Raw genomic sequence first — 24,832 nt, forward strand, 5'->3', positions numbered from 1 at the left:
CTCAGCCTTCCTGGAGGGTGGTGAGACCGTGCTCGATGAAGACGGGGACGAGATCGCCGATGCGGTCGAAGCCCGCGCCGACGGTCTGTCCGAGGGTGTAGCGGTAGTGGATGCCCTCGAGGATCACGGCGAGCTTGAACCAGGCGAACGCCGTGTACCAGGAGATCGCGGAGGTGTCCCGTCCGGAGCGCTCCGCGTACCGCGCGATCAGCTCGGCCGCGTCCGGGTGGCCGGGGGCCCCGGCGGTGGTGCTGATGGGGGAGCCGGGCAGCTCCAGCTTCTGGCTGTACATCACCAGCAGCCCGAGGTCGGTGAGCGGGTCGCCGAGGGTGGACATCTCCCAGTCCAGTACGGCGTTGATCCGGTCATCGGCGCCGATCAGCACATTGTCGAGGCGGTAGTCGCCGTGGATGACGGTGGCGGCGGGCGAGGCGGGCAGTTCGCGGCCGAGCGCGGCGTGCAGCTCGTCGATGCCCGCCAGTTCGCGGTTGCGGGAGGCGTCCAGCTGCTTGCCCCAGCGGCGCAGCTGCCGGTCGAGGAAGCCCTCGGGCCGGCCGAAGTCACCGAGGCCGACCGACTCGGGGTCGACGGCGTGCAGGTCGACCAGGGTGTCGACGAGCGCCAGCACCGCGGCGCGGGTGCGCTCCGGGCCGAGCGGCGCGAGCTGTTCGGCAGTGCGGTACGGGGTGCCGTCCACGAACTCCATGACATAGAACGGCGATCCGATGACCGACTCGTCCTCGCACAGAACCACCGGCCGGGGCACCGGCACCGTGGTCGGGGCGAGGGCGCTGATCACCCGGTGCTCACGCTTCATGTCGTGGGCGGTCGCCAGCACATGGCCGAGCGGCGGCCGGCGGACGACCCAGCGGCTGGTGCCGTCCGTCACCGCGTAGGTGAGGTTGGAGCGGCCGCCCTGGATCAGCCGTGCGCTGAGCGGTCCGCTCACCAGCCCCGGGTGCTCGCGGTCGAGGTACCCGCGCAGCTGATCGGGGTCGAGGCCCTGTGATGGGACCTCCCGCGCCGATGGCTGCGGGGGAGGGACTGAGCTCATGGTGCGCACCTCCGGGGGCGGTACTGATCCTGGAGTCCTGGGGAACGCGTTCATGATGACCGACCAGTCGGTATGTCGTCCAGTGCGCTCACGGAACCGATGCGTGGATCACACCGCCGACGATGCCCGGCGCCCCGCGTCCGCGCGGGCGCCGGGCATCGTTTGCCCAGGTCGGAGGGGGTGCCGGGGGTCCGCGAGGTCAGGCGTGGCAGGCCACCGGAACGCCGCCGTTCATCGCGGCCATGTCCCCGAACACGAGCACCGGATCGAGCGGCGAGCCCTCCGGCCGCCCGTCCAGCTCCGCATACGCCCGGTGCAGATTCGCCACCAGACGCTCGCTCTCCCGCAGCTCCGCGAAGGCGCCGAGATCGGCCCCGCGTGCCGCCTCCAGGGGGCTGAGGCCCTTGCCGTGCCCCTCCTCCGCCACGGCGGCCACGAACCGCAGATAGCGTTCGGTCGCGTCGTACGCCGACGGATCCGTGATCGGCCCATGGCCCGGGACGACGGTCTCCGCGCCGAGCGAACGCAGCACCTCGAGTGCCCGCAGGGAGCCGCTCAGCGACCCCATGGGGATGAACGGCGTGCCGCCCTGGAAGACCAGGTCGCCGGTGAAGACGACCTTCTGGGCAGGCAGATGCACCACGGTGTCGCCCGAGGTGTGGGCGACACCGCCCGGATGCACGAGCCGCACCTCGGTGTCACCGATGTGCACCGTCATCCGGTCGCGGTACGTCACGGCCGGCGCCGTGATCCGGATGTCGCCGAAGTCGGTCTGCGGCCAGATCAGGTGCAACTGGCGTCCCGCCGCCAGCACCTCGGACCGGCACGCCTCGTGCCCGATCACCACGGCCTCGGGCTGGAACACCGCGTTTCCGTAGGTGTGGTCGCCGTGGTGGTGGGTGTTGACGACGGTGCGGGGCAGCGGCGCCCCGGTCGCGAGTAGTGCCTCGCGCAGCGCCAGCGCCCGCCGCTCGGTCGCGGTGGTGTCCACGAGCAGGGTCGCGTCCCCGTCGCTGACGAACCCGGCGTTGTTCAGACACCAGCCGCCGTCGGGCTGGACATAGGCGTGGACCCCTGGCGCAAGCTGGACGGTGTACGGCTCGGTGGCGGGCAACGCGGCTCCCCTGGTCGGTCCGGAAGGTCGAAGTGGCGCTCCGAGCCTGCCAGTTGTCCGTGCCGGTGGGGACGGCGGGTCGGCCGGGACGATCGGCCGGGATGCGTCAGTGGTCGTCCCAGTGCCTGTCGTGCTGCGCGTGGCGGTGGCCGTCGTGCACGTAGTCGACGTGGTCGCCGTGCGCCACGGCGGGGTGGCCGCATTCGGGGCCGTGCTCATGGGCGTGCCCGCTGTGCGAGATGTGCTCGCCCGGCTCGCACTCGTCCCAGTGCCCGGAGTGTTCGCGGTGGAGATGTCCGTCGTGCGCGTAGTCGACATGATCGCCATGCGTGATCCGGGTGTGTCCGCAGGTCGGGCCGTGGGTGTGCGCGTGCGCGGGGTGTTCCTGGTGGGCAATGGTCATGGTGATCACCTTTTGCGGGGAATGTGCCGATATGGCGCATTCCAGGTTAGTGGCCCGTACGCCGCGAGTCCGCGCACCGGGCCGCGCCGCTCCGAAATCCCGGTGACTGACCGGGCATGTTGCTGCTGCACTGGACGCCATGACGCGACGCCCCCGGCCCACCCCGCCCCAGCGGCACCGCTGGAGGCTCTCCGCATACGAGACAGGCCGCGCCGACAACCTCGGTACGCGGGCGGAGGGCACCGACGACGTCCGTCCCAGTACCTGGTTCATGAGCGAACTCACCGCCTGCACGGCGAAGGTGCTCGCCCGTGCCGAAGGCGGCGATCTCTGCTTCGTCGGCCGCTCGCTCGACTCCATGTACGACCTGCTCACCGGCGCACTGGAACACGCTCCCTGGGAGGGCCGGCTCATCCGGCTGCCCGTCTCGTGCCTGGGCCACCACCGGTGGGGGCAGGCCGAGCGGTCCCGCCTCCGCGACCACCTCGCGGCGGCCGGACTCGAACCGTACGCCCTGGCCCGACGCGACCGGCCCGTCGCCCTTGTCGACATCGTCTCGTCGGGCCGCACCTTCGGGACGATCCACAGCCACCTCGCGGCCTGGGCCGAGGAGAGCCGCGAACCGTGGCCCGTCATCCGGCGCGGACTGCGCTACATCGGCGTCACCTCGCGAGGCAGGACCAGCCCCAACCACTGGCGCTGGCAGCAGGATCCGGACAACACCTGGGTGACGACACTGCCCGCCCGCAACGTGGTCAACGTGTCGCTGGACCGCCGGCTGTACTCGGTGCTCGGTGACCACCAGCCCAAGGTGGCGCCGTCGTTCACGTTCTCGCAGTGGTTCGACGAGGAGGCGGCAAGGCCCGTCCCGCACAAGGACCTGGCGCACGCGCTGACCATGGCCACGGCACTCGTGGCCGCGGGCCGCAGCCGCGAGGTGCGCGAGGAAATCGTCCGTCTCATGGCCCGCGAACGGGGCTTCGCCGGGCGGGACCAGCGAAATCTCGCCCTCGCGCTGCGCGCCGGCCGCCGCGCCCGCTGAAACCGGTCCGCCTCACACCACGATCGCGACGGCGAACGCGGCCAGCGCCAGCGTGCACGCCACGGCGGCCAGCGCGCCCCGCAGCGGAAGAGGAGCCGGACGGGGGGAACCCATCGCGCGGATACGCCGGTTGGCGACGGTGAGGAACCCCAGCAGCGCGAGCACGCTCAGCCCCATCGCCGGCGCTGCCGCCCAGGTGATCCGCCCGCCGACGACCTGCCGCGCCGCGAGTATCGCCACCACGACCCAGGTTAGCGTGGTCCGCCGCCAGGCCAGCCGGGTGCGTTCCGGCTGCAGCCCGGGGTCCCGGTCGGGCGTCGGCGTCAGCCGTCCCACGTGACGACCACCACCACCATCGCGACGGACACGACCGCCACCACGAGTGCCAGCAGCGCCGGGAAACGCGAAACCGGAAGGTCCTCGCCCCGGCGCATCGCCCGCTCGCACCGCACCCAGTGGTTCACGGCTCGCACGGCGCACGCGGCGCCCGTCGCGATCAATGCGATCGCGAGACCGGCCCGTACGCCCCAGCGCAGATCCGGCAGGAACTGGTCGACGGCGAACCCGCCGCCGATCAGCGCGAGCGCCGTACGGATCCACGCCAGGAAGGTCCGCTCGTTGGCGAGCGAGAACCGGTAGTCGGGGGTCTCGCCCTCGTCACGGATCCGCCGGGGGGCGAGCCACATTCGCAGACTCTGCACGAATTCGCTCACGCTGGGCACCCTACCTGCGCCGTTGCCGGCGGCCCCGGCCGCACCCGTCAGCCCGGGCGGTGCGCCTTGAGCCGCTCGTACGCGTCGAGACCGTCCGGCACCCACTCCCACTCACGCAGACGGGTGTCCAGTTCGGCATCGGTGAGGAAGCCGTGCCAGGCGACCTCCTCCACCTGCGGGCGGACCGGCAGCGTGCAACGCACCTCGTAGACATGGGACCACCAGGTTCGGGCGGGGCTGCCGGAGCCCTCGTAGAGGAACGCGAACACCGGTACGGGCTGCGGCAGTCCGCTCACCCCCAGCTCTTCCTCGGCCTCGCGCAGTGCCGCGTCGTCGTAGCTCTCGCCCGCGCCGACGACGCCGCCGACGAACATGTCGTGCAGGGAGGGGAACACCAGCTTGGTCGCGGTGCGCCGGTGCACGAAGACGCGACCCTCACCGTCCCGGACGAGCACGAATACGCAGCGGTGCCGCAGACCGCGGGCGTACGCCTCCGCGCGGGGGGCGCGGCCGACGACCTGGTCGTGTTCGTCGACGATGTCGAGGATCTCGTCCGCAGGGTTCATGACCCCCATCCAAGCACCGACCCCCGTCCGAGCACCGGGGCGGATGCCGCTGACAGGGGCAGAGCCCTACAGCCGCTCCACGACGCGGAACCGTTCCGCCACGACCATGGTCGCGTCGTCCACCACGAACCCCGGGTCGCCGAGCGCCTCCCGCACCTCCGCCCCGTGCCAGAAGCGTTCGTGCGCAGCCCGCCACTCCGCCACTGTCGTATGGCCCTCGCCCTCGTCCCGTGCGTGCTGCAGATCGACCTCGCCGAGCGGGAGCACCCGTACCTCGGTCAGCTCCAGCACCGCGACCTCGCGGCCGGCCGAGTCGATCAGTGCCGAGCGTTCGCCGACCGGCGGCAGTTCCTCCTGCTCCACCTCGTACTCGGCGAGCAGCCCCGTCGTCGACACCTTCTCGCCGGACAGCACAGCGGTCACCAGTCGGTCGCGCAACGGGCCGGGATAGGCCAGCAGATACGGCTTCAGGGGTTCACGGTTGTCCATGGCCCCGCATTCTGGCACCCGGGGTGCCGACATCCCGTGTTCCGGCACACGGCGTTCCCGCCCGGCGCGGAGTGTGACGGAAGTCTGACGTGATGCCGATCCCCCTGGATTCCGCCCGCCGCAAGTGCTCGAATCGAAGCGTGACCAGAGACGAACGGGACGCCGGGGACGCGCAGGGCACGCCCGTCGGGCGGCGTCTGGTGCTCGGGATGCTCGGTGCCGGCGCCGCCGGGGTCGCCGCCGCGCCCTATCTGCAGCGCGGGCTCGAGTCGTTCCTGGGATCGGCGGCGGACAAGGACCCGACCGGGCTCACCGGGCTGCTGCCCAATGGCGGTGGCTTCCGCTACTACTCGGTGGCCACGTCCGTCCCGCGCAGGAACGCGCAGAACTACCGCCTCACCGTCGACGGACTGGTCGAGCGGCCGGCCACGTACACCCTCGCCGATCTGCGTGCCATGCCCCAGACCCGGATCGTGCGTGATGTGCAGTGCGTGACCGGGTGGCGTGTGCCCGTCACCCCCTTCGAGGGGGTGACGCTGTCACGGCTGCTGGACGCGGCGGGTGTCCGGCCCGAGGCCCGGGCCATCCGCTTCACCTGCTTCGACGGCACATACAGCGAGAGCCTGACCCTCTCCCAGGCCCGACGCGACGATGTGCTGGTCGCCCTGCGGATGCAGGACAAGCCCGTCAGTCACTCCCACGGCGGCCCGGTCCGCCTCTATGTCGCACCGATGTACTTCTACAAGTCGGCCAAGTGGCTCTCCGGGATCTCCCTGACCTCCGAGGTCGACCCCGGGTACTGGGAGGAGCGAGGCTATGACGTCGACGCCTGGGTCGGCCGGTCCAACGGCCGCGACGACGCGCCCACCGTCTGAGAAGCCCCCGCGTGTACGGAGGTTCAGCCGCGCCGAGCGCTGGGTGCACCGCACCACCGCCGCGCTGATGCTGCTGTGCATCGTGACGGCCGCGGCCCTGTACGTCCCCCAGATCGCCGAACTGGTCGGCCGCCGCTACCTGGTGGTCACCGTCCACCAGTGGTCGGGGCTCCTGCTCCCCGCACCGTTCCTGCTCGGCCTCTTCTCCCGTGCCTTCCGCGCGGACCTGCGCAGGCTCAACCGCTTCGCCCCGCACGACCGGGAGTGGCTGCGTGCCGTACGCCGCCGGGACCGTCGGCTCTCGTCCCGACCGGCGGGGAAGTTCAACGCGGGACAGAAGATCTACGCCGCCTGGATCGCCGGCGCCGTGCTCGTGATGCTCGGCACAGGACTGCTGATGTGGTTCACCGACCTTGCCCCGCTGGTGTGGCGCACGAGCGCGACGTTCGTGCACGACTGGCTGTCGCTGGCGGTCGGCATCGTGATCGTCGGCCATATCGGAATGGCGCTCGCCGACCCGGAGGCACGCAGGGGTATGCGTACCGGGTCGGTCGAGCGCCGGTGGTCGAGGGACCACCATCCGAAGTGGCTAGAGGACGAGTGACAACAGCAGCACCATGGCGATGCCGACGACCGAGATGATGGTCTCCATCACCGACCAGGTCTTGATCGTCTGTCCGACGGTCATGCCGAAGTACTCCTTCACCAGCCAGAAGCCGGCGTCGTTCACGTGGCTGAAGAACAGCGAACCCGCACCGATCGCGAGTACCAGCAGTGCCGCGTGCGAGGTCGACATGTCGGCGGCGAGGGGTGCGACGAGACCGGCCGCAGAAATGGTGGCGACGGTCGCGGAGCCGGTCGCGAGCCGGATCGCCACCGCGATCAGCCAGGCGAGCAGCAGCGTCGGGATGGCCCAGTTCTCGGAGAGGTCCAGGATCATCTGGCCGACACCGATGTCGATCAGCGTCTGCTTGAAGCCGCCGCCCGCACCGACGATCAGCAGGATTCCCGCGATGGGGACGAGCGACTTCTCGACGGTCGAGGAGAGACGTTCCTTGGTGAATCCGGCGGCGCGGCCGAGCGTGAACATGCCGACGATCACTGCGGCGAGCAGGGCGATCAGCGGCGAGCCGATGACGTCCGCGACCCGCTGGACGCCGTGCTCGGGGTTGTCCACGACGATGTCGACGAGGGCCTTCGCCATCATCAGGACGACGGGCAGCATGACGGTGGCGACGGTGGCCGCGAAGCTCGGGCGCTTCTCCAGGTCGTCGGAGGCGCGCTGAGGGATCATCTTCTCGGGCGCGGGGATGTCCACCCAGCGCGCGGCGTACTTCGAGAACACCGGCCCTGCGATGATCACCGTCGGTATCGCGACGACCAGGCCGAGGGCGAGGGTGACACCCAGGTTGGCGCCGATGGCGTCGATCGCGACCAGCGGTCCGGGGTGCGGCGGGATGAGCCCGTGCATCACGGACAGACCGGCCAGCGCCGGGATGCCGATCCGCATCAGCGAGTAGTTGCCGCGCTTGGCGACCATCAGCACTACGGGGATCAGCAGGACGATGCCGACCTCGAAGAACAGCGGAAGACCGATGATCGAGGCGATCAGCACCATCGCCCACGGCATCGCGCGCCCGCCCGCCTTGGCGAGGATCGTGTCGACGATCTGGTCGGCGCCGCCGGAGTCGGCGAGCAGCTTGCCGAGGATCGCGCCGAGCGCGATGAGCACACCCACGCCCGCGACGGTGGTGCCGAGACCGGTGGTGAACGAGACGATGGCCTTGTCGAGCGGTGCACCGGCGAACGCGCCGAGCGCGAGCGACCCGATGGTCAGGGCCAGGAACGCGTGCATCTTGAACCGGGTGATGAGCAGGACGATGACGGCGATGCCGGCGAGGACGGCGATGCCCAGCTGGGCGTCGCCCGCCGAGGTGATCGGCTCGACGACGTCCGCTGCCAGCGTCTCGACGCTGAAACTGGTCACGGTGATTCCTTGTCAGGGGGAGGGGAGAGAGGGACCGGGTCAGCCTTCGAGCCGGCGCAGTGCGGCGACGGCCCGTTCGGTGATCTCCTCGGGGGATCCGGACACATCGACGGCGACGCCTGCCTCGTCGTCCCCCAGCGGCTGGAGCGTGGCGAACTGCGAGTCGAGCAGCGCGGTGGGCATGAAGTGGCCCGTGCGCTCCGACATCCGCCGCTCGATGAGCGCACGGTCACCGGTGAGGTGCAGGAAGACGGCTCCGGGCGCGGCTGCCCGCAGCCTGTCGCGGTACACGCGCTTGAGCGCCGAGCTGGACACCACCCCGCCGAGGCCCGCCCGCTGGTGGGCCCACTCGCCGATGGCATCCAGCCAGGGGGAGCGGTCCTCGTCGTCCAGCGGAGTGCCTGCCGACATCTTGGCGATGTTGGCCGGGGGGTGGAAGTCGTCGCCCTCGGCGTACGGGACGCCCAGTGTGTCGGCGAGCAGGGGGCCGATCGTGGTCTTGCCGGTCCCTGCCACGCCCATCACCACAACGACGTGGGGGGTGCTCATTACGTGCCTCGCTGTCTTCGTCGACATCCGACATCGGTCCGTCGCGCTACTGAAACCCATTAGGTATGACGTATTCAAGAGTGCGAGACATAAACGTCATACTTTTGTTCCCTGCCGGGTGAGGTGATCCACGCCCCGTAGGCTTTGCCCATGACCACAGAAGGCCGAGGGCTCCACACGCATGTGCTCGACACCCTCGGTCTTGCGATCACCGCGGGCGAGTATCTGCAGGGGAGTGTGCTGCGTACCGACGAGGTCGCCCAGCGTTTCGACGTGTCGCGCACCGTCGTCCGTGAAGTGGTCAGGGTCCTGGAGTCCATGCACCTCGTGGAATCACGGCGCCGAGTCGGTGTGACCGTGCGCCCCGCCGAGGAGTGGAACGTCTACGACCCCCGCGTCATCCGCTGGCGCCTCGCCGGTTCCGACCGTCCCCGCCAGCTGCGCTCGCTGACCGTGCTGCGATCCGCGATCGAACCGGTCGCGGCCTCGCTCGCCGCGGTGAACGCCACCCCCGAGCAGTGCGCCGCCCTCACCGAGGAAGCGCTCGGCATGGTCGCCACCTCGCGCGGCCACCAGCTGGAGGGCTACCTCAAGCACGACATCGCCTTCCATCGCGTCGTTCTCAACGCCTCCGGCAACGAGATGTTCGCCCGGCTCGGCGATGTCGTCGCCGAGGTCCTGGCCGGCCGGACCCACCACCACGTGATGTTCGACGACCCCGATCCGGCGGCCGTGACACTGCATGTGCAGCTCGCCGAAGCCGTTCGCGAAGGCGACGCCGCCCGTGCCGAGCAACTTACGAGGGAGATCGCTGCCGGCGCCCTCGAAGAGCTGGACGTCCTCGCCCCCTGAGGCGCCTGCCATCCTTGCTTCACCTTGTCGAAACCTCTGAAATACCTCAGATCTGTATCTGAGTGAGGTTGGCCACTGCCAAAATCCCAGGGGCACCCCGACTATGACCTTTGGGCCGACGCGCCCCGAGGCTGAGCCGCGGTGATCACCCCCCCCACGCGGCCGACAACGCCACCGGCAGTACGGCCGGGTACCGCACACCCCCTCACGAAGGCGAACATCTCTATGAGTGACCGCACCATGGCTGCGGCCGATACGCCTGTCGCCGCAGCGACCGGCGCCTCCCACGTCGACGCCGGAGACGCCGGGTACCGCAAGGACCTCAAGTCGCGGCACATCAACATGATCGCCATCGGCGGCGCCATCGGTACGGGACTCTTCCTCGGAGCCGGTGGCCGCATGGCCAACGCGGGCCCCTCCCTCTTCATCGCCTACGCGGTCTGCGGCGTCTTCGCCTTCTTCGTCGTCCGCGCGCTCGGTGAGCTGGTCCTCTACCGCCCCTCCTCCGGCGCCTTCGTCTCCTACGCGCGTGAGTTCATGGGCGAGAAGGGTGCCTACACGGCGGGCTGGCTGTACTTCCTCAACTGGTCGACGACCGCCATCGCCGACATCACCGCGGCAGCCACCTACGCGCACTTCTGGGCCATGTTCAGTGACATCCCGCAGTGGGTGCTGGCACTGATCGCCCTCGCCGTGGTCCTCACCGCCAACCTCATCTCGGTGAAGTACTTCGGTGAGATGGAGTTCTGGTTCGCGATCATCAAGGTCGCCGCGCTGGTCGTCTTCATGCTCATCGGCATCTTCCTCATCGTGACCTCGCACGACATCGGCGGCCACACTCCGGGTCTCGCGACCATCGGGGACAACGGCGGCATCTTCCCGAGTGGTGTGATGCCGATGCTGCTGCTGATCCAGGGCGTCGTCTTCGCCTACGCCTCCGTCGAGCTGTGCGGCGTCGCCGCCGGCGAGACCGAGAACCCCGAGAAGATCATGCCGAAGGCGATCAACTCGATCATGTGGCGGGTCGGCCTCTTCTACGTCGGTTCGGTCGTGCTGCTCGCGCTGCTGCTGCCGTACACCGCCTACTCCGGCGACCAGAGCCCGTTCGTCACCGTCTTCGACAAGCTCGGCATCCCCGGCGCGGCCGGCGTGATGAACCTCGTCGTCCTCACCGCCGCCCTGTCCAGCCTGAACTCCGGCCTCTACTCCACCGGCCGCATCCTGCGCTCCATGTCGATGTCCGGCTCCGCGCCCAAGTTCACCGGCGTGATGAACCGGGGCGGCGTGCCCTACGGCGGCATCCTCCTCACCGCCGCGTTCGGTGTCCTCGGCGTCGTGCTCAACTACGTCATGCCCGGCGAGGCGTTCGAGCTGGTGCTGAACTTCGCCTCCATCGGCATCATCGGCACCTGGTCGATGATCATGGTCTGCTCGCTGCTCTTCTGGCACCGCTCCCAGGACGGCCGGGTCACCCGCCCCGGCTACCAGCTTCCCTGGGCGCCGTACACGCAGATCATCACCATCCTCTTCCTGGCGTCCGTCCTCGTCCTCATGTGGATGGACGGCGGCATCAGCCGCACCACCGTCAACTGCCTGCCGCTGATCGCGGCCGCGCTGGTCGGCGGCTGGTACCTGGTCCGCGGACGGGTCAAGAGCATCTCGGACGAGCGTCAGGACGCCTGACCTCCCGGCCGTCGTACGCACACGGCAGGGCCCCCGCGGGACTCGTCCCGCGGGGGCCCTGCCGTATCCCGGTCTCCGCCGTATCAGCCGTGGTGCCCGCCGTGGCCGCCGCCGTGGTCGAACTTCAGCGCCTCCGGCGGCATCACCACGAACGGCCGCATCATCCCCATGTCCTCGTGCTCGAGCAGATGGCAGTGGTACATGAACCGGCCGTGTGCCCCGTCGAACCGGCCCATCACCTTCACCAGCTCCGCCGCGGTCACCCGGAATACGTCCTTCCAGCCCCGCTCGTTCGGCGGCACCGGGATCGTGCGCTCCGGGTCGAGGACGACCGGAGTCCGCGTCCCGCCGAGTTCGGGATCGAAGCCCTCGACCCGGTACGCCTCGCGGCTCATCACCTGGAAGTCCGCGAGATGGATGTGCATCGGGTGGACGGGCGCGCCCAGGTTGAGGAACGACCACTGCTCGTACGCGCCTTCGCCGATGGTGAAGCCGAGCCCGTCGTTGAACGTCCGCGATGTGCGCCGGTAGGTCCGCAGCTTGCCGTCCGCACCCTGTACCTGGATCACGCCCTCCGCGGGCAGGGAGACATCGACGTCCTTCAGCTCCGCCATCTCCCAGATCTCCGGATGACCGCCGCCGCCCACCGTCTGCGGCGGTGTCAGCACGATCAGCCGGTGACCGTGGTCGACCAGATCGTGGTCGTAGCGCCGGAACGAACCCGACAGCACCTCGGGCAGCACGAACGGGTCCGGCTCGCACGTCTCGCGCACCCGGAACTCCATCACCTGCGGATACGGCACGCTGTCCGCGAGGTCCGGCACACCCGCCGGGGTGTTGCGCCCCTTGTTCACCAGCCGCACCCGCCGCCCCGCCAGCGCGCGGAAGTCGATGAGCAGGTCGAAGCGCTCGGCCGGGGCCACGGTCAGCGGTTCCTCGAAATCCACCGGCACCGGCCGCGGCAGCAGCCCGCCGTCGCTGCCGATCTGCCGCACCGCACCGGGCACCGGATTGTCGTCCTCGTCGACGAGCACGAGGTTGTAGATCCGTGCGTTGGACGCATTCACCAGCCGGAAGCGGTACCAGGCGTCGTCCACGTCCAGGTGCGGCCAGATCGTGCCGTTCACCGTGGAATACGGTCCCAGGAACGGCAGCGACACAGGCTTGCCCGTCTCCGGGTGACTCGGAATCAGCACGGACGTCTTGTGCAGCAGCCTGCCGTTGAGGCGTCCGTCCTCGTCGGTGTCGAGATTGCGGTCGGCGAGGATCAGCGGGAGCTCCCGCTTCCCGGACGGAAGACCCAGCGCGTCCTCCTCGTCGTCGCGGACGAGATAGGTGCCCACCAGACCGGCGTACACGTTCCACCGCGTGATGTTCATGGCGTGGTCGTGGTACCACCACTGCACGGCATGGTGGTCGTTCGGATACTCCGACAGCTGCGCGTCGCCGAAGGCGACCGCGTTGTCCGCCCAGCCGTCGTTGCCGCCGCCGGTCTGCGCACCGTGCAGATGCGTGACCGACCAGGCGGGCAGCGCGGCCACGTTCTCGTCGGGCTTCACTCCCTCGCGTCCCGGCCGGTTGTGCGGCAGCGGCTGCCCGGCCGGCACCGGACCGACCTCCACCGCGGTCACCGGGTACTCGCTGCCCCGCGGCACACGGTTGGTCCAGGCGATCCGGATCCGCTGCCCGCGCCGCACCTCGATGGTCGGGCCCGGTACCCGGCCGTCGTAGCCCCACATCAGCGTCGGCGGCAACTGCGAGTGCATCCGCACCCAGGTGGGACGCAGCGCGATCTCGATCTCGTGCCGCACATCGGCCACCTCGGGCCGCAGCACCGGCGGAACGGTCAACGGGTCGGTGTACGGCGTCAGTCCGCCGTCGGGCCCCGGGCACCGCCCCCGTGCCGCCCCGGTCCCGTCCGCGATGCGCTCGATGATCTCGGTCAAGGTTCTCTCCCCCCGTACAGCTCTTCGTGCGTGGAACCCTCCTGCACCCGAGAGGACCCGCCCCGTTCGCCCCCAGTTGCCGTATGCGGGCCATCTGACCGAAACCACCCGCCGAGAACGGCGCGCGGCATGCCGATCGAGCCATCGCGGCGCGCCGCCGTGACAGTCATAGTGGAATGACGCCACATCGACGAAGGGCAGGTTCCGGAATGCCGCAGCAGGTGCACGGTGTGATCGCACCCGGGAAGAACGAGCCGGTACGGGTCGAGACGATCGTGATCCCCGACCCGGGGCCTGGAGAGGCCGTGGTGAAGGTGCAGGCCTGCGGGGTCTGCCACACCGATCTGCACTACAAGCAGGGCGGGATCAACGACGAGTTCCCCTTCCTGCTCGGCCACGAGGCCGCCGGTGTCGTCGAATCGGTCGGCGACGGCGTCACCGACGTCGCGCCCGGCGACTTCGTGATCCTCAACTGGCGTGCGGTGTGCGGCAGTTGTCGGGCCTGTCTGCGCGGCAGGCCCTGGTACTGCTTCGACACCCACAACGCGAGCCAGAAGATGACCCTGACCGACGGCACGGAGCTCGCACCGGCCCTCGGTATCGGTGCCTTCGCCGAGAAGACGCTCGTCGCCGCGGGCCAGTGCACCAAGGTCGACCCGGCCGTCTCCCCGGCCGTCGCCGGCCTGCTCGGCTGCGGAGTCATGGCCGGCATCGGCGCCGCCGTCAACACCGGGGCGGTCGGCCGCGGCGACAGCGTCGCCGTCATCGGCTGCGGCGGAGTCGGCGACGCAGCCGTCGTCGGCGCACGGCTGGCCGGCGCGGCGACGATCATCGCCGTCGACATCGACGACCGCAAGCTGGCCACGGCGCGGAAGATGGGCGCCACCCACACCGTCAACTCCCGCTCCACCGACCCGGTCGAGGCCATCCGCGAGCTCACCGGCGGCTTCGGCGCGGACGTCGTCATCGAGGCCGTCGGCCGTCCGGAGACGTACGCACAGGCCTTCTACGCCCGCGACCTGGCCGGCACGGTCGTGCTCGTCGGCGTGCCCACCCCCGACATGAAGCTCGAACTGCCCCTGCTGGACGTCTTCGGCCGCGGCGGCGCACTCAAGTCGTCCTGGTACGGCGACTGCCTGCCGTCCCGCGACTTCCCGATGCTCATCGGGCTGCACCAACAGGGCCGCATCGACCTCGGCGCGTTCGTCACCGAGACCATCGGACTCGGTGACGTCGAGAAGGCCTTCGCCCGCATGCACGAGGGCGACGTGCTCCGTTCGGTGGTGGTCTTCTGATGGCCGTCCGCATCGACCACCTGGTCACCTCCGGCACGTTCTCCCTCGACGGCGGCACTTGGGACGTCGACAACAACGTCTGGATCGTCGGCGACGACCACGAGGCGATCGTCATCGACGCCGCCCACGACGCCGCCGCGATCGAGGCAGCCCTGGCCAGCCGGGCACTGCGCGCCATCGTCTGCACCCACGCGCACAACGACCACATCGATGCCGCCCCGGCCCTCGCCGCCGCCACCGGTGCACCGATCCTGCTGCACCCCGACGACCTGCCGCTGTGGAAGCAGACGCATCCCGAACGCGCACCCGACGGCGAACTCACCGACGCACAGACGCTCACCGTCGCCGGCACCGAACTGACCGTGCTGCACACACCGGGGCACGCCCCGGGTGCCGTCTGCCTCCACGCTCCCTCCCTCACCACCGTGTTCACCGGAGACACCCTCTTCCAGGGCGGCCCCGGCGCCACCGGCCGGTCGTTCTCGCACTTCCCGACGATCATCGGATCGATCCGGGAACGGTTGCTCGTCCTGCCGCCCGAAACGGTCGTGCGCACCGGCCACGGCGAGTCGACGACGATCGCCGCCGAGGCTCCGCACCTTCAGGAGTGGATCGACCGCGGCCACTGAGCGAGCTCCAGCCCGCTCTCGAACCGCCGCGGCTCCCGGGTGACGGGGTCGATGAACTCCAGCGTCCGCGCCAGCAGTTGCAGCGGCCGCGAGAAGTCCTCCGGCCCCTCCGGGAGCACCACCGGATACAACGGGTCGTCCAGGATCGGCAGCCCCAGCGCGTTCATGTGCACACGCAGCTGATGGGTCCGGCCGGTACGCGGCAGCAGCCGGTACCGGCCGAGCCCCTCGCGCTCCTCGACCAGCTCGATGCGGCTCTCGCTGTTCGGCTCGCCCGGCTCCTCCCGGGCGGCGAGCACCCCGCGTTCCTTCACGATCCGGCTGCGCACCGTCCGCGGCAGCCGGACGCCCGGATCGTGGCAGGCCAGGGCCTCGTACTCCTTGTGCACCCGCCGGTCTCTGAACATCGTCTGGTAGGCGCCCCGATCGCCGGGCCGTACGACGAACAGCACCAGGCCGGCCGTCAGCCGGTCGAGGCGGTGGGCAGGCTGCAGTCGCGGCAGCTCGAGATCGCGCCGCAACCGGGCCAGTGCCGTCTCCGTGACGTGGCTCCCGCGCGGCATCGTGGCGAGGAAGTGCGGCTTGTCGGCCACCACGAGGTGATCGTCGCGGTGCACGATCCCGATCTCGAAGGGCACCCGCTCCTCCGGCGGGAAGTCCCGGTGGAACCAGACATGACGGCCCTCCGAGAACGGCTCGTCCGCGGTGACCGGGCCGTCGGCGGTGACGAAGCGCCCGTCGCGGACCATCGCGTCCACCTGCTCGGCGCCGATCGCGTTGCCGTAGCGCGCCAGCAGATGATCACGGACCGTCGCCCACTCGCCGTCCGGGTCCGCGGGCAGCCTCAGCCGAACGGGGTCGATGCCGTCGCGCTGGGGGAGTGGTGCCTCCGGTGCCGTCCTGCGGCGCCTGCTCATGTCCCGGCTCCACGACGAGCCCCGCCGCAGCTCAGTGCTCCATCCCGCCGCCGAGGTACATCACGGCCACCCCGATGATCACCAGGGCGACGCCGATCACCGTCGCGGGCTTCATCGGCTCGTCGAAGAGCAGTACCCCGCCGATGAACGCCCCCACGGTGCCCACCCCTGACCAGACCGCGTACACCGGGCCCACGTTCAGGGTCTTGAGCGCCTGCGCGAGCAGGACGAACGCCGTGGCGTAGCCGACGACGACCAGCACGCTCGGACCGAGCCGGCTCAGCCCGTGCGAGGCCCGCAGCGCCAGAGTGCCGATCACCTCGGAGACGATGGCGCCCGCCACCAGAACGATTCCCATCAGTGCCACCCTCGGTACGAAGAGTCGGGAAACACAAAGATCCCCACGGAAGCCGTGGGGATCTTGTTTGGTGTCCGAGGGGGGACTTGAACCCCCACGCCCGATAAAGGGCACTAGCACCTCAAGCTAGCGCGTCTGCCATTCCGCCACCCGGACAAGGTGTCTGTCTCGCGGCCCTGGGCCGTTCCGACGTGGAAAACCATAGCAAACATTCGGCACCCCCCGATCACACCCCCGAGGGCCGTGAACGGGCTGTGACGGCCGAGGGCCGCCCTTGGGCAACGAGGCACGATGGCGGGAGGATGAAGGTGGACCACCAGCAGCGACAGTGGGAGGAATCAGCGTGAGCGAGTCGAACACGGCCCGGAGCGTCTCGGGCGAGGACGAGGTTGTCGACCTCTGTCGTGAGCTGATCCGGATCGACACCAGCAACTACGGCGACCACTCCGGCCCCGGCGAACGCGCCGCCGCCGAGTACGTCGCCGAGAAGCTCGCCGAGGTGGGCCTGGAGCCGCAGATCATCGAGTCGCACAAGGGCAGGGCGTCCACCGTCGCCCGGATCGAGGGCGAGGACCCGTCCCGCCCGGCGCTGCTCATCCACGGCCACACCGACGTGGTACCGGCGAACGCCGACGACTGGACCCACCACCCCTTCTCCGGCGAGATCGCGGACGGCTGCGTCTGGGGCCGAGGCGCGGTGGACATGAAGGACATGGACGCGATGACGCTGGCGGTCGTTCGTGACCGGCTGCGCAGCGGCCGCAAGCCGCCGCGGGACGTCGTGCTCGCCTTCCTCGCGGACGAGGAGGCGGGCGGTACCTACGGCGCGCGCCATCTGGTCGACAACCATCCGGACCTTTTCGAGGGCGTCACCGAGGCGATCGGCGAGGTCGGCGGCTTCTCGTTCACCGTCAACGAGAACCTGCGGCTGTATCTGGTGGAGACAGCCCAGAAGGGCATGCACTGGATGCGCCTGACGGTCGAGGGCACGGCCGGCCACGGCTCGATGACGAACAACGACAACGCCATCACCGAGCTGTGCGAGGCCGTCGGCCGGCTGGGCCGCCACCAGTGGCCGGTCAGGGTCACCAAGACCGTGCGGTCCTTCCTCGACGAGCTGTCCGACGCGCTGGGCACCCCGCTCGACCCCGAGGACATGGACGCCACACTCGCCAAGCTCGGCGGCATCGCGAAGATGGTCGGCGCCACGCTGCGCAACTCCGCCGCCCCGACCATGCTCGGCGCGGGCTACAAGGTGAACGTCATCCCCGGCCAGGCGACCGCGCACGTGGACGGGCGCTTCCTGCCCGGCTACGAGGACGAGTTCCTGGCCGATCTCGACCGGCTGCTCGGCCCGCGGGTCAAGCGCGAGGACGTCCACGGCGACAAGGCCCTGGAGACCAGCTTCGACGGCGCCCTGGTGGACGCCATGCAGGTGGCGCTCAGGGCCGAGGACCCGATCGCGCGCGCCGTGCCCTACATGCTCTCGGGCGGCACCGACGCCAAGTCCTTCGACGATCTCGGTATCCGCTGCTTCGGCTTCGCGCCGCTGAAGCTGCCGCCGGAGCTGGACTTCGCGGGCATGTTCCACGGGGTCGACGAGCGGGTTCCCGTCGACGGTCTGAAGTTCGGGGTCCGCGTGCTCGACCGATTCCTCGACCAGTGCTGAATGCCGGGGACCGGGCCGATTGAAGGACGCTCCCACTAATCGTCAGCGTGTGCACGGTTGACTGGAAAGAGTGAATGGGGGTTTCAGTCAGTAGCCACCGTGCTCCCTCCTCGTTACAGGTGATGCGGTCCGCGGCTGGGGCCGTATTTGCCAACAAGGAGGAATAATGATCAAGAAGGTCGTCGCTGCTGCGGCTGCCACTGGCGGTCTGGTGCTCGCGGGTGCGGGTGTGGCCATGGCTGACTCCGGCGCCCATGGTGCTGCCGTCAAGTCCCCCGGCGTGCTCTCGGGCAACGTCGTCCAGGCGCCCATCCACGTGCCGGTGAACGTGTGCGGCAACACGGTCAACGTGATCGCTCTGCTGAACCCCGCCTTCGGCAACAAGTGCGCCAACGTGTGACGTTCTGACTCGACCCGCGAGGGTCCGGGTTACTTCCGGGCGGCTCCGGAGTGCGTGCCATGCACTCCGGAGCCGCCCGGTCTTCCACCCCGGGCATACACCGGGGCATTCCTGAAAGCTGGAAGGCAGGGCATCAACACATGCGACAGGTCACGCGCAAAGGTCTGATCTCCGTGGCAGCCGCGGGTGGCGTACTCGCGCTCGGCGGAGGTTATGCGCACGCGGACTCGGGAGCCGAGGGCGGCGCGTCGAATTCGCCGGGCGTACTGTCCGGGAATTCGGTTCAGGCTCCGGTGCACGCTCCGGTGAACCTCTGCGGAAACACCGTGGACGTCGTCGGACTTCTGAATCCCTCCATGGGAAACAAATGCGCCAATGTGTCCGACGGGCACTCCGGGGCGGGCAGTCACGCCGGCGGTAAAACGAGCAACTCTCCCGGCGTGGGCTCCGGCAACAACGTCCAGGTGCCGATCGACGTCCCCGTCAACGCGTGCGGGAACAGCGTCACGATCGGTGGACTTCTCAACCCGTCGCTCGGCAACGAATGCGCGAACGTTTCGACGCCCGGGCACCCGGGGAATCCCGAGCAGCCGGAGACCCCGGGCGAGCCCGGCACTCCGCAGACTCCGGAGCCCCCGAAGAGTCAGGGGGGCGAGCGGAACATCCCCGGTACCCAGCTCGCCGTGACCGGCGTCGACGCGGTCGACGTGCTCGCGCCGGCCGGCGTCGGGCTGCTGCTCGCCGGTGCGCTTCTCTACCGTCGCTCCCGGGCCGCGGCCTGATCGGTTCCGCTTCGGTGGTCACAGGGAAGGAGCGGGTCCCGCACAGAACGGGCCCGCTCCTTCTTCGCTTCTCCTCGTCCTTCGGCCGGGCTCGTCCTGTGAGCCCGGCCGCCGGTTCACCAGGTGGCGCGCACCTGGCGGATGATGCGCCGGCGCAACCGCACGCGGCGGCTCCCGTCCCGGTGCAGCGTCAGTCGGTCCAACTCCCAGTGTCCGTACTCGGCATGGTCGGTCAGCAGACGGGTCGCTTCGTTGCGGGAGACCCCGCGCGGCACGTACACGTCGACAAATTCGTATTCCGGCATCGCATCTATTGTGCGGGCAGCGGCCCGGTACGGATAGCGTCTGCACTATGTCTGATGCTGCGCAGCCCACCGCTGCCGAGGTACGTGCCGCCGCGGAGGCGGTCAAAGCCGCACTGGACCGCCACCTCGAGGCGGTCGAGAACCGCACGGGAGAGGACGACACGGCCGTCTTCGACGCCTTCAACGCGCTCGCCGCGGCGGCGGAGGCGTACGACGAGCGGCTCTACGACCGTTACGACGAGGTGACACCCTTCGAGATCCCGGGTGCCGACGACTCACTGCCGCCGTACACGGGCCCCGAGGAGCCGAACGCCCTCAGTGTGCTGATCCGGCGCGACTACGCCGTGATCGAGCCGCAGCGGCTGCTCGCCCAGGCGCAGCGCATCGCCGATGTCGATCCGGACGAGGAGAGCCGGTCCGCGAACGCACCGGTCGTCGGTGCGAGCGTGCACGCGGCGCTCGGCGTGCTCTTCGGCGAGTACGAACCGGACGAAATCGCCTCCCGGCACAAGGAATTCGGCCTTGAGGAGGGCGACTCCACGCTGTGGGTGTCGGCAGCGGACGAACTGCCCGAACCGGGTGAATGGCTCAGTGTTCCGTTCGACCAGGCAGATCCCGAACTGGTCGTGTGCCGGTTCGACGTCAGCGCCGTCTTCGACGAGGACGACCTGGCCGAGGACGGGGAGGACGCCGCCGAGCGGGCGTGACCCCGCGCGAGGCCTCAGCTGATCCGCCCCGAGCTCCGCCGGCCCGGCCCGGTACGACCGCATCGCGTCGTACCGGGCCGGGCCCTTGTCCACGCCCTAAGCCCCCGGCGTCGCGAGCAGCCCTTCGAGCAGGGGGCGCAACCGGGTGGTGCGCTCGGCGGCAAGTACCTCGGACACGGCACGGGGGAGCGCCTGGTCGACACCGTGCACCACGGACAGGTGCCTCTCCCCGCGGCCGAACGCGGTGTACACCCACGGTCGGCTCAGCCCCTGGGCGGCGTCCCCCGGCAGCACGACCACAGCGGCCGGCCACCGCATCCCCGCGGCCTGGTGTGCCGTCAGAGCCCAGCCGTGGCGCAGCGACGACTCGACCCGCTCCTTGGGGACCACGGTCCGGGTGCCGTCGCAGTCCAGATGCAGCCCGTCGGCATCCGCCGAGACCACCGTGCCCGTCAACGTCCTGCCGGGTCCCTGGGACAGCGCGACGCGATCACCCGGGTCGAAGCCGCCGAACCGGCCCGGGCCGGGGTTCAGCCGCTGCTTGAGCGCGGTGTTGAGCGCGCGCGTGCCGGCTGAGCCACCGTGGCCGACGGTGATCACCTGCGTCTGCGCGGCCGGCACGCCGATGGCACGCGGGACCGAGTCGGCGACCAGCTGCACCGTGCGGTGCACGGCCTCGCCGGCGTCCCTCACGGGGACGATCACGACCTCCTTGCCGGGCGCCGCCACCTGCTGCAGCTCCCCGATGCCGATGCCGGACACCAGCTCGCCGATCGGACCGGGGTCGGGCGTACGCGAGGCGATCTGCGGACACACCCGGGAGGCAAGGATGTCCGCGAACACCCGCCCCGCACCCGCCGACCCGAGCACCCCGGGGTCGCCGCTCAGCACGAGCCGGCTGCCGTCGGGCATCGACTCGACCAGCACCGCCGCGGTCTCCACGTCCAGCTGCGGAGCGTCGAGAACGACCAGCAGGTCGAGGGCGAGCGCCCCGTCCTCGTCCCGCCCGGGGCCGCCCGCGCCGGAGAGCAGGGCGGGGACCGTGACGGCACCGGCATCCGCCCCCAGCCGTCGGCTGCCGTTCTCGCAGTGCGTGGCGACGGCGGCGCGCAGTCCGAACTCGCGAGCCTTCGCGACCAGGGCGGCCGGCTCGGCGCGGGCGGCCTCGCCGCCGGTGTGCACGACAAGGCCGTGCGCTCCGGCAGCACGGACCAGCTCTGGTCCCTCCCACTCGTCCGAGGGTCCCGTCCTGACCAGCCGGGCCAGGCCGTCGGCGAGGCTCTCCTCGGCCATCGCATACCGGTCGAGGCCGAGGAGGACCGTCACGGGTGCGGCGTCCTGCTCGTCCGCCTCGTCCGGCACGCCCTCCTGGAAGACCAGGACGGCTCCGTCGCCGACGGCCTGCTGCACCGCCTCGTCCGCGTCGGTCACCTGCCGTTCGCCGAGGGCGGTCCGGACGGCGGAGGCATCCAGCGCGGTGTGCCCCTGCAGCGCGGCCCGCTCGAGCAGCCAGGTCACGAGCGCCACCGTCCGGCGCGTGTCGTCCGGCCCGCACTCCGCGCCCAGCAGGGCACGCGCGAATCCGTCGGCCTGTTCCGGGCGGACGCCGGGCACGGCCAGCAACTGCCACGGGTCCTCGGCCAGCCGGTCCCCGGCGGACTCGCCGAACACCTCGGCGACCTGTGCCGCGAGGTGCTCGGGCGCGCCACCCTTGGCCAGCAGGGCCCGTACGGTGTCGACGGTCTCGGGGGAGGCCTCCCGAGGCAGCGGGGGTGCCGCCTTCGCGGGGGCCACGGGGGCAGGGCCGGCCGCAGGCCGGCGAGGTGCTGCCGGTGCCTCGTCGAAGAAGGCGCCGCCGGCCGCGTCACCGCTCTCCACCGCCCGGACGGCGGCGAGGAGATCGGCGGCCTTGCCGCTGAGCTTCGTCCCGCTCTTGATGGGCTTGTCCCGCTCGGCCTTCCGCTGCTCGATCCGCGCACGCAACTCCCGCTGCGCGGTGATCTCGGCCTCGGCCTCGCTGGGCCCTCCTTCGGCGGCGACGCCTTCCGGGCCTTCGGACCCGTCGGCCGGGGCGGCCTCGGCGTCGCCCTCGGCTCCGTCGGCATCCTCCGCCCCCGCATCGGCGGCATCGGCCTCCGGCGCAGGTCCGGATCCGGGCGGCTGCGCCTCGGCACGGGGAGACTCCTCGGGACCCGGCGACGATGCGTCGCCCCGCGCGGTCGCCTCGGGCTCGGAGTCGGGGTGCGGCCCCGGGGTCGGCGCGGTCACAGGGTGCTCCAGTCCTGGTCGGGGTAGCGGTGCACCGGCGCCGAAACATCGTCCAGCGCCTGGCAGATCTCGTCAGGAAGACTAAGCGCCTCCACTGACAACGCCGCCGTGAGCTGCTGCGCGTTGCGTGCGCCCACGATCGGGGCCACCACGCCCGGGCGGTCACGGACCCACGCCAAAGCCACCTCCAGCGGTGTCGCCGCGAGGCCGTCCGCCGCCGTCGCCACCGCGTCGACGATGCGGCTCGCAGCCTCGTCGAGATACGGCTCGACGAACGGCGCCATGTGGTCCGAGGCCCCCCGCGAGTCGGACGGCGTCGCCGCCCGGTACTTGCCGGTGAGCACCCCGCGCCCCAGCGGCGACGACGGCAGCAGCCCCACCCCGAGGTCGAGCGCCGCGGGCAGTACCTCGCGCTCCACACCGCGCTGCAGCAGCGAGTACTCCATCTGCGTGCTGGCCAGACGCGTCCTCACGCCCGGCGCGGACAACTGCCAGGTCGCGGCCTTCGCGAGCTGCCAGCCGCAGAAGTTCGACACGCCGGCGTATCGCGCACGCCCAGTGGCGACTGCGATGTCGAGCGCCGTGAGCGTCTCGTCCAGCGGGGTGTGCGGGTCGAAGGCGTGCACCTGCCACAGGTCCACGTAGTCCGTCCCGAGCCTCTCCAGCGATGCGTCGAGCGCGGCCAGCAGATGTCCCCGTGAGCCGTCGAAGCGACGGTCGGGGTCGGGCACGCTTCCCGCCTTCGTGGCAATGACCAGGTCGTGCCGGGGCACCAGCCGCTCGACCAGCCGGCCCAGCAGATACTCGGCATCCCCGCCGCAGTAGACGTCGGCCGTGTCGACCAGTGTCCCGCCCGCCTCCCAGAACGCCTTCAACTGGTCGGCGGCGTCGTGTTCACCGGTGTCCCGGCCCCATGTCAGGGTGCCGAGCCCGATGCGGGACACACGCAGGCCGGTACGGCCGAGATGCCTCTGCTCCATGGGCGCTGAGATTACTGGCCAAGGGCCCACGCCGAGAGAGCCTGTGGACAACCTCCCCCTGCCGGATGCCCGGCACCCGCGCTAGAGTCCCCGGAAAAGGGACGTTACTGATCAGTAAGAGGGAGCGGTTATGCGGCTCGGCATCAACCTCGGCTACTGGGGTGCGGGGATGGACGGCGACAACCTCGCCGTCGCACAGGAGGCCGACAGGCTCGGCTACGACGTCTGCTGGGCGGCCGAGGCCTATGGTTCGGACGCCCCCACCGTGCTCAGCTGGGTCGCCGCCCAGACCGAGCGGATCGACGTCGGCTCCGCGATCCTCCAGATCCCGGCCCGTCAGCCCGCGATGACCGCGATGACCGCGGCCACCCTCGACTCGCTGTCCGGTGGACGCTTCCGCCTCGGCCTCGGCGTATCGGGTCCGCAGGTCTCCGAGGGCTGGTACGGCGTCAAGTTCGACAAGCCGCTGGCCCGCACCCGCGAGTACGTCGAGATCGTCCGCAAGGCGATGACCCGCGAGCGCCTTTCCTACGAGGGCGAGCACTGGACGCTGCCGCTCCCGGACGGGCCCGGCAAGCCGATCAAGCTCACCGTCCACCCGCAGCGCGAGCACATCCCGCTCTACATCGCCGCCATCGGCCCGAAGAACCTGGAGCAGACCGGCGAGATCGCCGACGGGGCCCTGCTGATCTTCCCGTCCGCGGACCATCTCGAGGACACCGCGATCAAGCACATCCGCGCGGGCCGCGAGAAGGCCGGGAAGACGATGGACGGCTTCGACGTCTGTCCGACCGTGCCGCTCGCCCTCGGCGACGACGTGACCGGACTGGCCGACATGTTCCGCCCGTACACCGCCCTCTACGTCGGCGGCATGGGCAGCCGCAAGCAGAACTTCTACAACCAGCTCGCCCAGCGCATGGGCTACGAGAAGGAAGCCGCCGAGGTCCAGGACAAGTACCTGGACGGCGACAAGGCGGGCGCGGCCGCCGCGGTCCCGCATCAGCTGATCGACCAGACGGCCCTGCTCGGCCCGGTGGAGCGGATCGCCGACCGGATGCAGGCGTACGCGGCGGCCGGGGTCACCACCCTCACCCTCGCCCCGGCCGGCTTCACGCTCGACGAGCGGATCACCGCGCTGCGCGCCGGCACCGAGGCCCTGGAGCGGGCCGGCCTCGCCTGACAGGTCTGCGGCCGTGGTGGGGGCTCGGGGGTCTTCCCCGCCACGGCCGTCATGCGGTACAACGCGCGA

The 24,832-nt window shown here is 70.5% G+C and carries 27 protein-coding genes and 1 tRNA gene; 12 read left to right on the top strand and 16 right to left on the bottom strand.

Features of this window, described 5'->3' with window-relative positions; genetic code table 11:
• Position 1: 1 nt before the first annotated feature.
• From AC067Z_RS09695 to AC067Z_RS09705, 3 genes are all read right to left on the bottom strand, one after another.
• Complete coding sequence (locus AC067Z_RS09695; protein ID WP_478788939.1) at positions 2-1,054, bottom strand: phosphotransferase family protein; 1,053 nt, start codon at positions 1,052-1,054, stop codon at positions 2-4.
• A 199-nt stretch (positions 1,055-1,253) separates the two neighbouring features.
• On the bottom strand, positions 1,254-2,168 hold the full coding sequence (locus tag AC067Z_RS09700; RefSeq protein WP_478788940.1) for an MBL fold metallo-hydrolase: 915 nt from the start codon (positions 2,166-2,168) through the stop codon (positions 1,254-1,256).
• 106 nt (positions 2,169-2,274) lie between these two features.
• Positions 2,275-2,571, bottom strand: coding sequence for a hypothetical protein (locus tag AC067Z_RS09705; RefSeq protein ID WP_478788941.1), 297 nt, complete (start codon positions 2,569-2,571; stop codon positions 2,275-2,277).
• A 139-nt stretch (positions 2,572-2,710) separates the two neighbouring features.
• Between AC067Z_RS09705 and AC067Z_RS09710 the strand changes: the two genes are divergently transcribed.
• Positions 2,711-3,613, top strand: coding sequence for a hypothetical protein (locus tag AC067Z_RS09710; RefSeq protein ID WP_478788942.1), 903 nt, complete (start codon positions 2,711-2,713; stop codon positions 3,611-3,613).
• A gap of 12 nt (positions 3,614-3,625) precedes the next feature.
• On the opposite strand, the gene AC067Z_RS09715 is transcribed toward AC067Z_RS09710, so the two are convergent.
• The 4 genes from AC067Z_RS09715 to AC067Z_RS09730 form a co-directional block, all read right to left on the bottom strand.
• Positions 3,626-3,940: a DUF202 domain-containing protein gene (locus AC067Z_RS09715; protein ID WP_478789134.1), complete on the bottom strand. Its 315-nt coding sequence runs from the start codon at positions 3,938-3,940 to the stop codon at positions 3,626-3,628.
• Positions 3,937-4,299, bottom strand: coding sequence for a YidH family protein (locus AC067Z_RS09720; protein WP_478789135.1), 363 nt, complete (start codon positions 4,297-4,299; stop codon positions 3,937-3,939). Before AC067Z_RS09720 ends, AC067Z_RS09715 begins: the two co-directional genes overlap by 4 nt.
• Before the next feature lie 74 nt (positions 4,300-4,373).
• A complete protein-coding gene (locus AC067Z_RS09725) occupies positions 4,374-4,892 on the bottom strand; it encodes an NUDIX hydrolase (RefSeq protein WP_478788943.1) in 519 nt (172 codons plus the stop codon).
• 66 nt (positions 4,893-4,958) lie between these two features.
• Entirely contained in the window at positions 4,959-5,381 is a 423-nt protein-coding gene (locus AC067Z_RS09730; RefSeq protein WP_478788944.1) for an ASCH domain-containing protein, read from the bottom strand.
• A gap of 209 nt (positions 5,382-5,590) precedes the next feature.
• Here AC067Z_RS09730 and AC067Z_RS09735 point away from each other — a divergent pair, with 209 nt between their 5' ends.
• Positions 5,591-6,256: a molybdopterin-dependent oxidoreductase gene (locus AC067Z_RS09735; protein WP_478789136.1), complete on the top strand. Its 666-nt coding sequence runs from the start codon at positions 5,591-5,593 to the stop codon at positions 6,254-6,256.
• Positions 6,198-6,860, top strand: coding sequence for a cytochrome b/b6 domain-containing protein (locus AC067Z_RS09740; RefSeq protein WP_478788945.1), 663 nt, complete (start codon positions 6,198-6,200; stop codon positions 6,858-6,860). The genes AC067Z_RS09735 and AC067Z_RS09740 overlap by 59 nt, the downstream gene beginning before the upstream one ends.
• On the opposite strand, the gene AC067Z_RS09745 is transcribed toward AC067Z_RS09740, so the two are convergent.
• On the bottom strand, positions 6,846-8,243 hold the full coding sequence (locus tag AC067Z_RS09745; protein ID WP_478788946.1) for a GntT/GntP/DsdX family permease: 1,398 nt from the start codon (positions 8,241-8,243) through the stop codon (positions 6,846-6,848). The two genes, AC067Z_RS09740 and AC067Z_RS09745, sit on opposite strands and share 15 nt — an antisense overlap.
• Positions 8,244-8,282: 39 nt before the next feature.
• Positions 8,283-8,792, bottom strand: coding sequence for a gluconokinase (locus tag AC067Z_RS09750; protein WP_478788947.1), 510 nt, complete (start codon positions 8,790-8,792; stop codon positions 8,283-8,285).
• A gap of 150 nt (positions 8,793-8,942) precedes the next feature.
• Here AC067Z_RS09750 and AC067Z_RS09755 point away from each other — a divergent pair, with 150 nt between their 5' ends.
• Positions 8,943-9,644 carry a FadR/GntR family transcriptional regulator gene (locus AC067Z_RS09755; RefSeq protein ID WP_478788948.1) on the top strand — a complete coding sequence of 234 codons (702 nt, stop codon included), beginning with the start codon at positions 8,943-8,945 and terminating at the stop codon, positions 9,642-9,644.
• A gap of 225 nt (positions 9,645-9,869) precedes the next feature.
• Positions 9,870-11,327 carry an amino acid permease gene (locus AC067Z_RS09760; protein ID WP_478788949.1) on the top strand — a complete coding sequence of 486 codons (1,458 nt, stop codon included), beginning with the start codon at positions 9,870-9,872 and terminating at the stop codon, positions 11,325-11,327.
• Between the two features lie 83 nt (positions 11,328-11,410).
• Here the strand turns inward: AC067Z_RS09760 and phsA are convergent, their stop codons facing one another.
• A complete protein-coding gene (phsA, locus tag AC067Z_RS09765; protein ID WP_478788950.1) occupies positions 11,411-13,273 on the bottom strand; it encodes an O-aminophenol oxidase PhsA in 1,863 nt (620 codons plus the stop codon).
• A 209-nt stretch (positions 13,274-13,482) separates the two neighbouring features.
• Here phsA and AC067Z_RS09770 point away from each other — a divergent pair, with 209 nt between their 5' ends.
• Positions 13,483-14,568 carry an S-(hydroxymethyl)mycothiol dehydrogenase gene (locus AC067Z_RS09770; RefSeq protein ID WP_478788951.1) on the top strand — a complete coding sequence of 362 codons (1,086 nt, stop codon included), beginning with the start codon at positions 13,483-13,485 and terminating at the stop codon, positions 14,566-14,568.
• Positions 14,568-15,197 (top strand): MBL fold metallo-hydrolase, encoded by a 630-nt coding sequence (locus AC067Z_RS09775; RefSeq protein WP_478788952.1) that lies wholly within the window; start codon positions 14,568-14,570, stop codon positions 15,195-15,197. The genes AC067Z_RS09770 and AC067Z_RS09775 overlap by 1 nt, the downstream gene beginning before the upstream one ends.
• Here the strand turns inward: AC067Z_RS09775 and AC067Z_RS09780 are convergent.
• The 3 genes from AC067Z_RS09780 to AC067Z_RS09790 form a co-directional block, all read right to left on the bottom strand.
• Positions 15,170-16,114 carry an RluA family pseudouridine synthase gene (locus AC067Z_RS09780; protein WP_478788953.1) on the bottom strand — a complete coding sequence of 315 codons (945 nt, stop codon included), beginning with the start codon at positions 16,112-16,114 and terminating at the stop codon, positions 15,170-15,172. The genes AC067Z_RS09775 and AC067Z_RS09780 overlap by 28 nt on opposite strands.
• 31 nt (positions 16,115-16,145) lie before the next feature.
• Complete coding sequence (locus AC067Z_RS09785; protein ID WP_478788954.1) at positions 16,146-16,472, bottom strand: DMT family transporter; 327 nt, start codon at positions 16,470-16,472, stop codon at positions 16,146-16,148.
• Positions 16,473-16,540: 68 nt separating this feature from the next.
• Positions 16,541-16,628: transfer RNA gene (locus AC067Z_RS09790), tRNA-Leu, on the bottom strand.
• A gap of 187 nt (positions 16,629-16,815) precedes the next feature.
• On the opposite strand from AC067Z_RS09790, the gene AC067Z_RS09795 reads away from it, so the two are divergent.
• From AC067Z_RS09795 to AC067Z_RS09805, 3 genes are all read left to right on the top strand, one after another.
• Positions 16,816-18,141 (top strand): M20/M25/M40 family metallo-hydrolase, encoded by a 1,326-nt coding sequence (locus AC067Z_RS09795; RefSeq protein ID WP_478788955.1) that lies wholly within the window; start codon positions 16,816-16,818, stop codon positions 18,139-18,141.
• Between the two features lie 166 nt (positions 18,142-18,307).
• On the top strand, positions 18,308-18,541 hold the full coding sequence (locus tag AC067Z_RS09800) for a chaplin (protein ID WP_478788956.1): 234 nt from the start codon (positions 18,308-18,310) through the stop codon (positions 18,539-18,541).
• Positions 18,542-18,681: 140 nt separating this feature from the next.
• Positions 18,682-19,323 carry a chaplin gene (locus AC067Z_RS09805; protein WP_478788957.1) on the top strand — a complete coding sequence of 214 codons (642 nt, stop codon included), beginning with the start codon at positions 18,682-18,684 and terminating at the stop codon, positions 19,321-19,323.
• Positions 19,324-19,439: 116 nt separating this feature from the next.
• Here the strand turns inward: AC067Z_RS09805 and AC067Z_RS09810 are convergent, their stop codons facing one another.
• On the bottom strand, positions 19,440-19,628 hold the full coding sequence (locus tag AC067Z_RS09810) for a DUF5703 family protein (protein WP_478788958.1): 189 nt from the start codon (positions 19,626-19,628) through the stop codon (positions 19,440-19,442).
• A 47-nt stretch (positions 19,629-19,675) separates the two neighbouring features.
• Between AC067Z_RS09810 and AC067Z_RS09815 the strand changes: the two genes are divergently transcribed.
• A complete protein-coding gene (locus AC067Z_RS09815) occupies positions 19,676-20,335 on the top strand; it encodes a hypothetical protein (RefSeq protein WP_478788959.1) in 660 nt (219 codons plus the stop codon).
• Positions 20,336-20,431: 96 nt separating this feature from the next.
• Here the strand turns inward: AC067Z_RS09815 and AC067Z_RS09820 are convergent, their stop codons facing one another.
• The gene (locus AC067Z_RS09820) at positions 20,432-22,603 is read right to left on the bottom strand and encodes a helix-hairpin-helix domain-containing protein (protein WP_478788960.1); all 2,172 of its coding nucleotides are present in this window, start codon (positions 22,601-22,603) and stop codon (positions 20,432-20,434) included.
• Complete coding sequence (locus AC067Z_RS09825) at positions 22,600-23,583, bottom strand: aldo/keto reductase (protein ID WP_478788961.1); 984 nt, start codon at positions 23,581-23,583, stop codon at positions 22,600-22,602. Before AC067Z_RS09825 ends, AC067Z_RS09820 begins: the two co-directional genes overlap by 4 nt.
• Positions 23,584-23,713: 130 nt before the next feature.
• Between AC067Z_RS09825 and AC067Z_RS09830 the strand changes: the two genes are divergently transcribed.
• Positions 23,714-24,763, top strand: coding sequence for an LLM class F420-dependent oxidoreductase (locus tag AC067Z_RS09830; protein WP_478788962.1), 1,050 nt, complete (start codon positions 23,714-23,716; stop codon positions 24,761-24,763).
• The last annotated feature ends 69 nt before the right edge of the window (positions 24,764-24,832 follow it).

It is taken from the genome of Streptomyces sp. NPDC043812 (genome assembly GCF_056436245.1).

What these genes read in the sequence shown, in the direction of transcription:
- AC067Z_RS09695 (WP_478788939.1), bottom strand. Translation starts at nt 1,054, where the DNA reads ATGAGCTCAGTCCCTCCCCCGCAGCCATCGGCGCGGGAGGTCCCATCA.
- AC067Z_RS09705 (WP_478788941.1), bottom strand. Translation starts at nt 2,571, where the DNA reads ATGACCATTGCCCACCAGGAACACCCCGCGCACGCGCACACCCACGGC.
- AC067Z_RS09710 (WP_478788942.1), top strand. Translation starts at nt 2,711, where the DNA reads ATGACGCGACGCCCCCGGCCCACCCCGCCCCAGCGGCACCGCTGGAGG.
- AC067Z_RS09720 (WP_478789135.1), bottom strand. Translation starts at nt 4,299, where the DNA reads ATGTGGCTCGCCCCCCGGCGGATCCGTGACGAGGGCGAGACCCCCGAC.
- AC067Z_RS09725 (WP_478788943.1), bottom strand. Translation starts at nt 4,892, where the DNA reads ATGAACCCTGCGGACGAGATCCTCGACATCGTCGACGAACACGACCAG.
- AC067Z_RS09730 (WP_478788944.1), bottom strand. Translation starts at nt 5,381, where the DNA reads ATGGACAACCGTGAACCCCTGAAGCCGTATCTGCTGGCCTATCCCGGC.
- AC067Z_RS09735 (WP_478789136.1), top strand. Translation starts at nt 5,591, where the DNA reads ATGCTCGGTGCCGGCGCCGCCGGGGTCGCCGCCGCGCCCTATCTGCAG.
- AC067Z_RS09740 (WP_478788945.1), top strand. Translation starts at nt 6,198, where the DNA reads ATGACGTCGACGCCTGGGTCGGCCGGTCCAACGGCCGCGACGACGCGC.
- AC067Z_RS09750 (WP_478788947.1), bottom strand. Translation starts at nt 8,792, where the DNA reads ATGAGCACCCCCCACGTCGTTGTGGTGATGGGCGTGGCAGGGACCGGC.
- AC067Z_RS09755 (WP_478788948.1), top strand. Translation starts at nt 8,943, where the DNA reads ATGACCACAGAAGGCCGAGGGCTCCACACGCATGTGCTCGACACCCTC.
- AC067Z_RS09760 (WP_478788949.1), top strand. Translation starts at nt 9,870, where the DNA reads ATGAGTGACCGCACCATGGCTGCGGCCGATACGCCTGTCGCCGCAGCG.
- AC067Z_RS09770 (WP_478788951.1), top strand. Translation starts at nt 13,483, where the DNA reads ATGCCGCAGCAGGTGCACGGTGTGATCGCACCCGGGAAGAACGAGCCG.
- AC067Z_RS09775 (WP_478788952.1), top strand. Translation starts at nt 14,568, where the DNA reads ATGGCCGTCCGCATCGACCACCTGGTCACCTCCGGCACGTTCTCCCTC.
- AC067Z_RS09780 (WP_478788953.1), bottom strand. Translation starts at nt 16,114, where the DNA reads ATGAGCAGGCGCCGCAGGACGGCACCGGAGGCACCACTCCCCCAGCGC.
- AC067Z_RS09785 (WP_478788954.1), bottom strand. Translation starts at nt 16,472, where the DNA reads ATGGGAATCGTTCTGGTGGCGGGCGCCATCGTCTCCGAGGTGATCGGC.
- AC067Z_RS09800 (WP_478788956.1), top strand. Translation starts at nt 18,308, where the DNA reads ATGATCAAGAAGGTCGTCGCTGCTGCGGCTGCCACTGGCGGTCTGGTG.
- AC067Z_RS09805 (WP_478788957.1), top strand. Translation starts at nt 18,682, where the DNA reads ATGCGACAGGTCACGCGCAAAGGTCTGATCTCCGTGGCAGCCGCGGGT.
- AC067Z_RS09810 (WP_478788958.1), bottom strand. Translation starts at nt 19,628, where the DNA reads ATGCCGGAATACGAATTTGTCGACGTGTACGTGCCGCGCGGGGTCTCC.
- AC067Z_RS09815 (WP_478788959.1), top strand. Translation starts at nt 19,676, where the DNA reads ATGTCTGATGCTGCGCAGCCCACCGCTGCCGAGGTACGTGCCGCCGCG.
- AC067Z_RS09825 (WP_478788961.1), bottom strand. Translation starts at nt 23,583, where the DNA reads ATGGAGCAGAGGCATCTCGGCCGTACCGGCCTGCGTGTGTCCCGCATC.
- AC067Z_RS09830 (WP_478788962.1), top strand. Translation starts at nt 23,714, where the DNA reads ATGCGGCTCGGCATCAACCTCGGCTACTGGGGTGCGGGGATGGACGGC.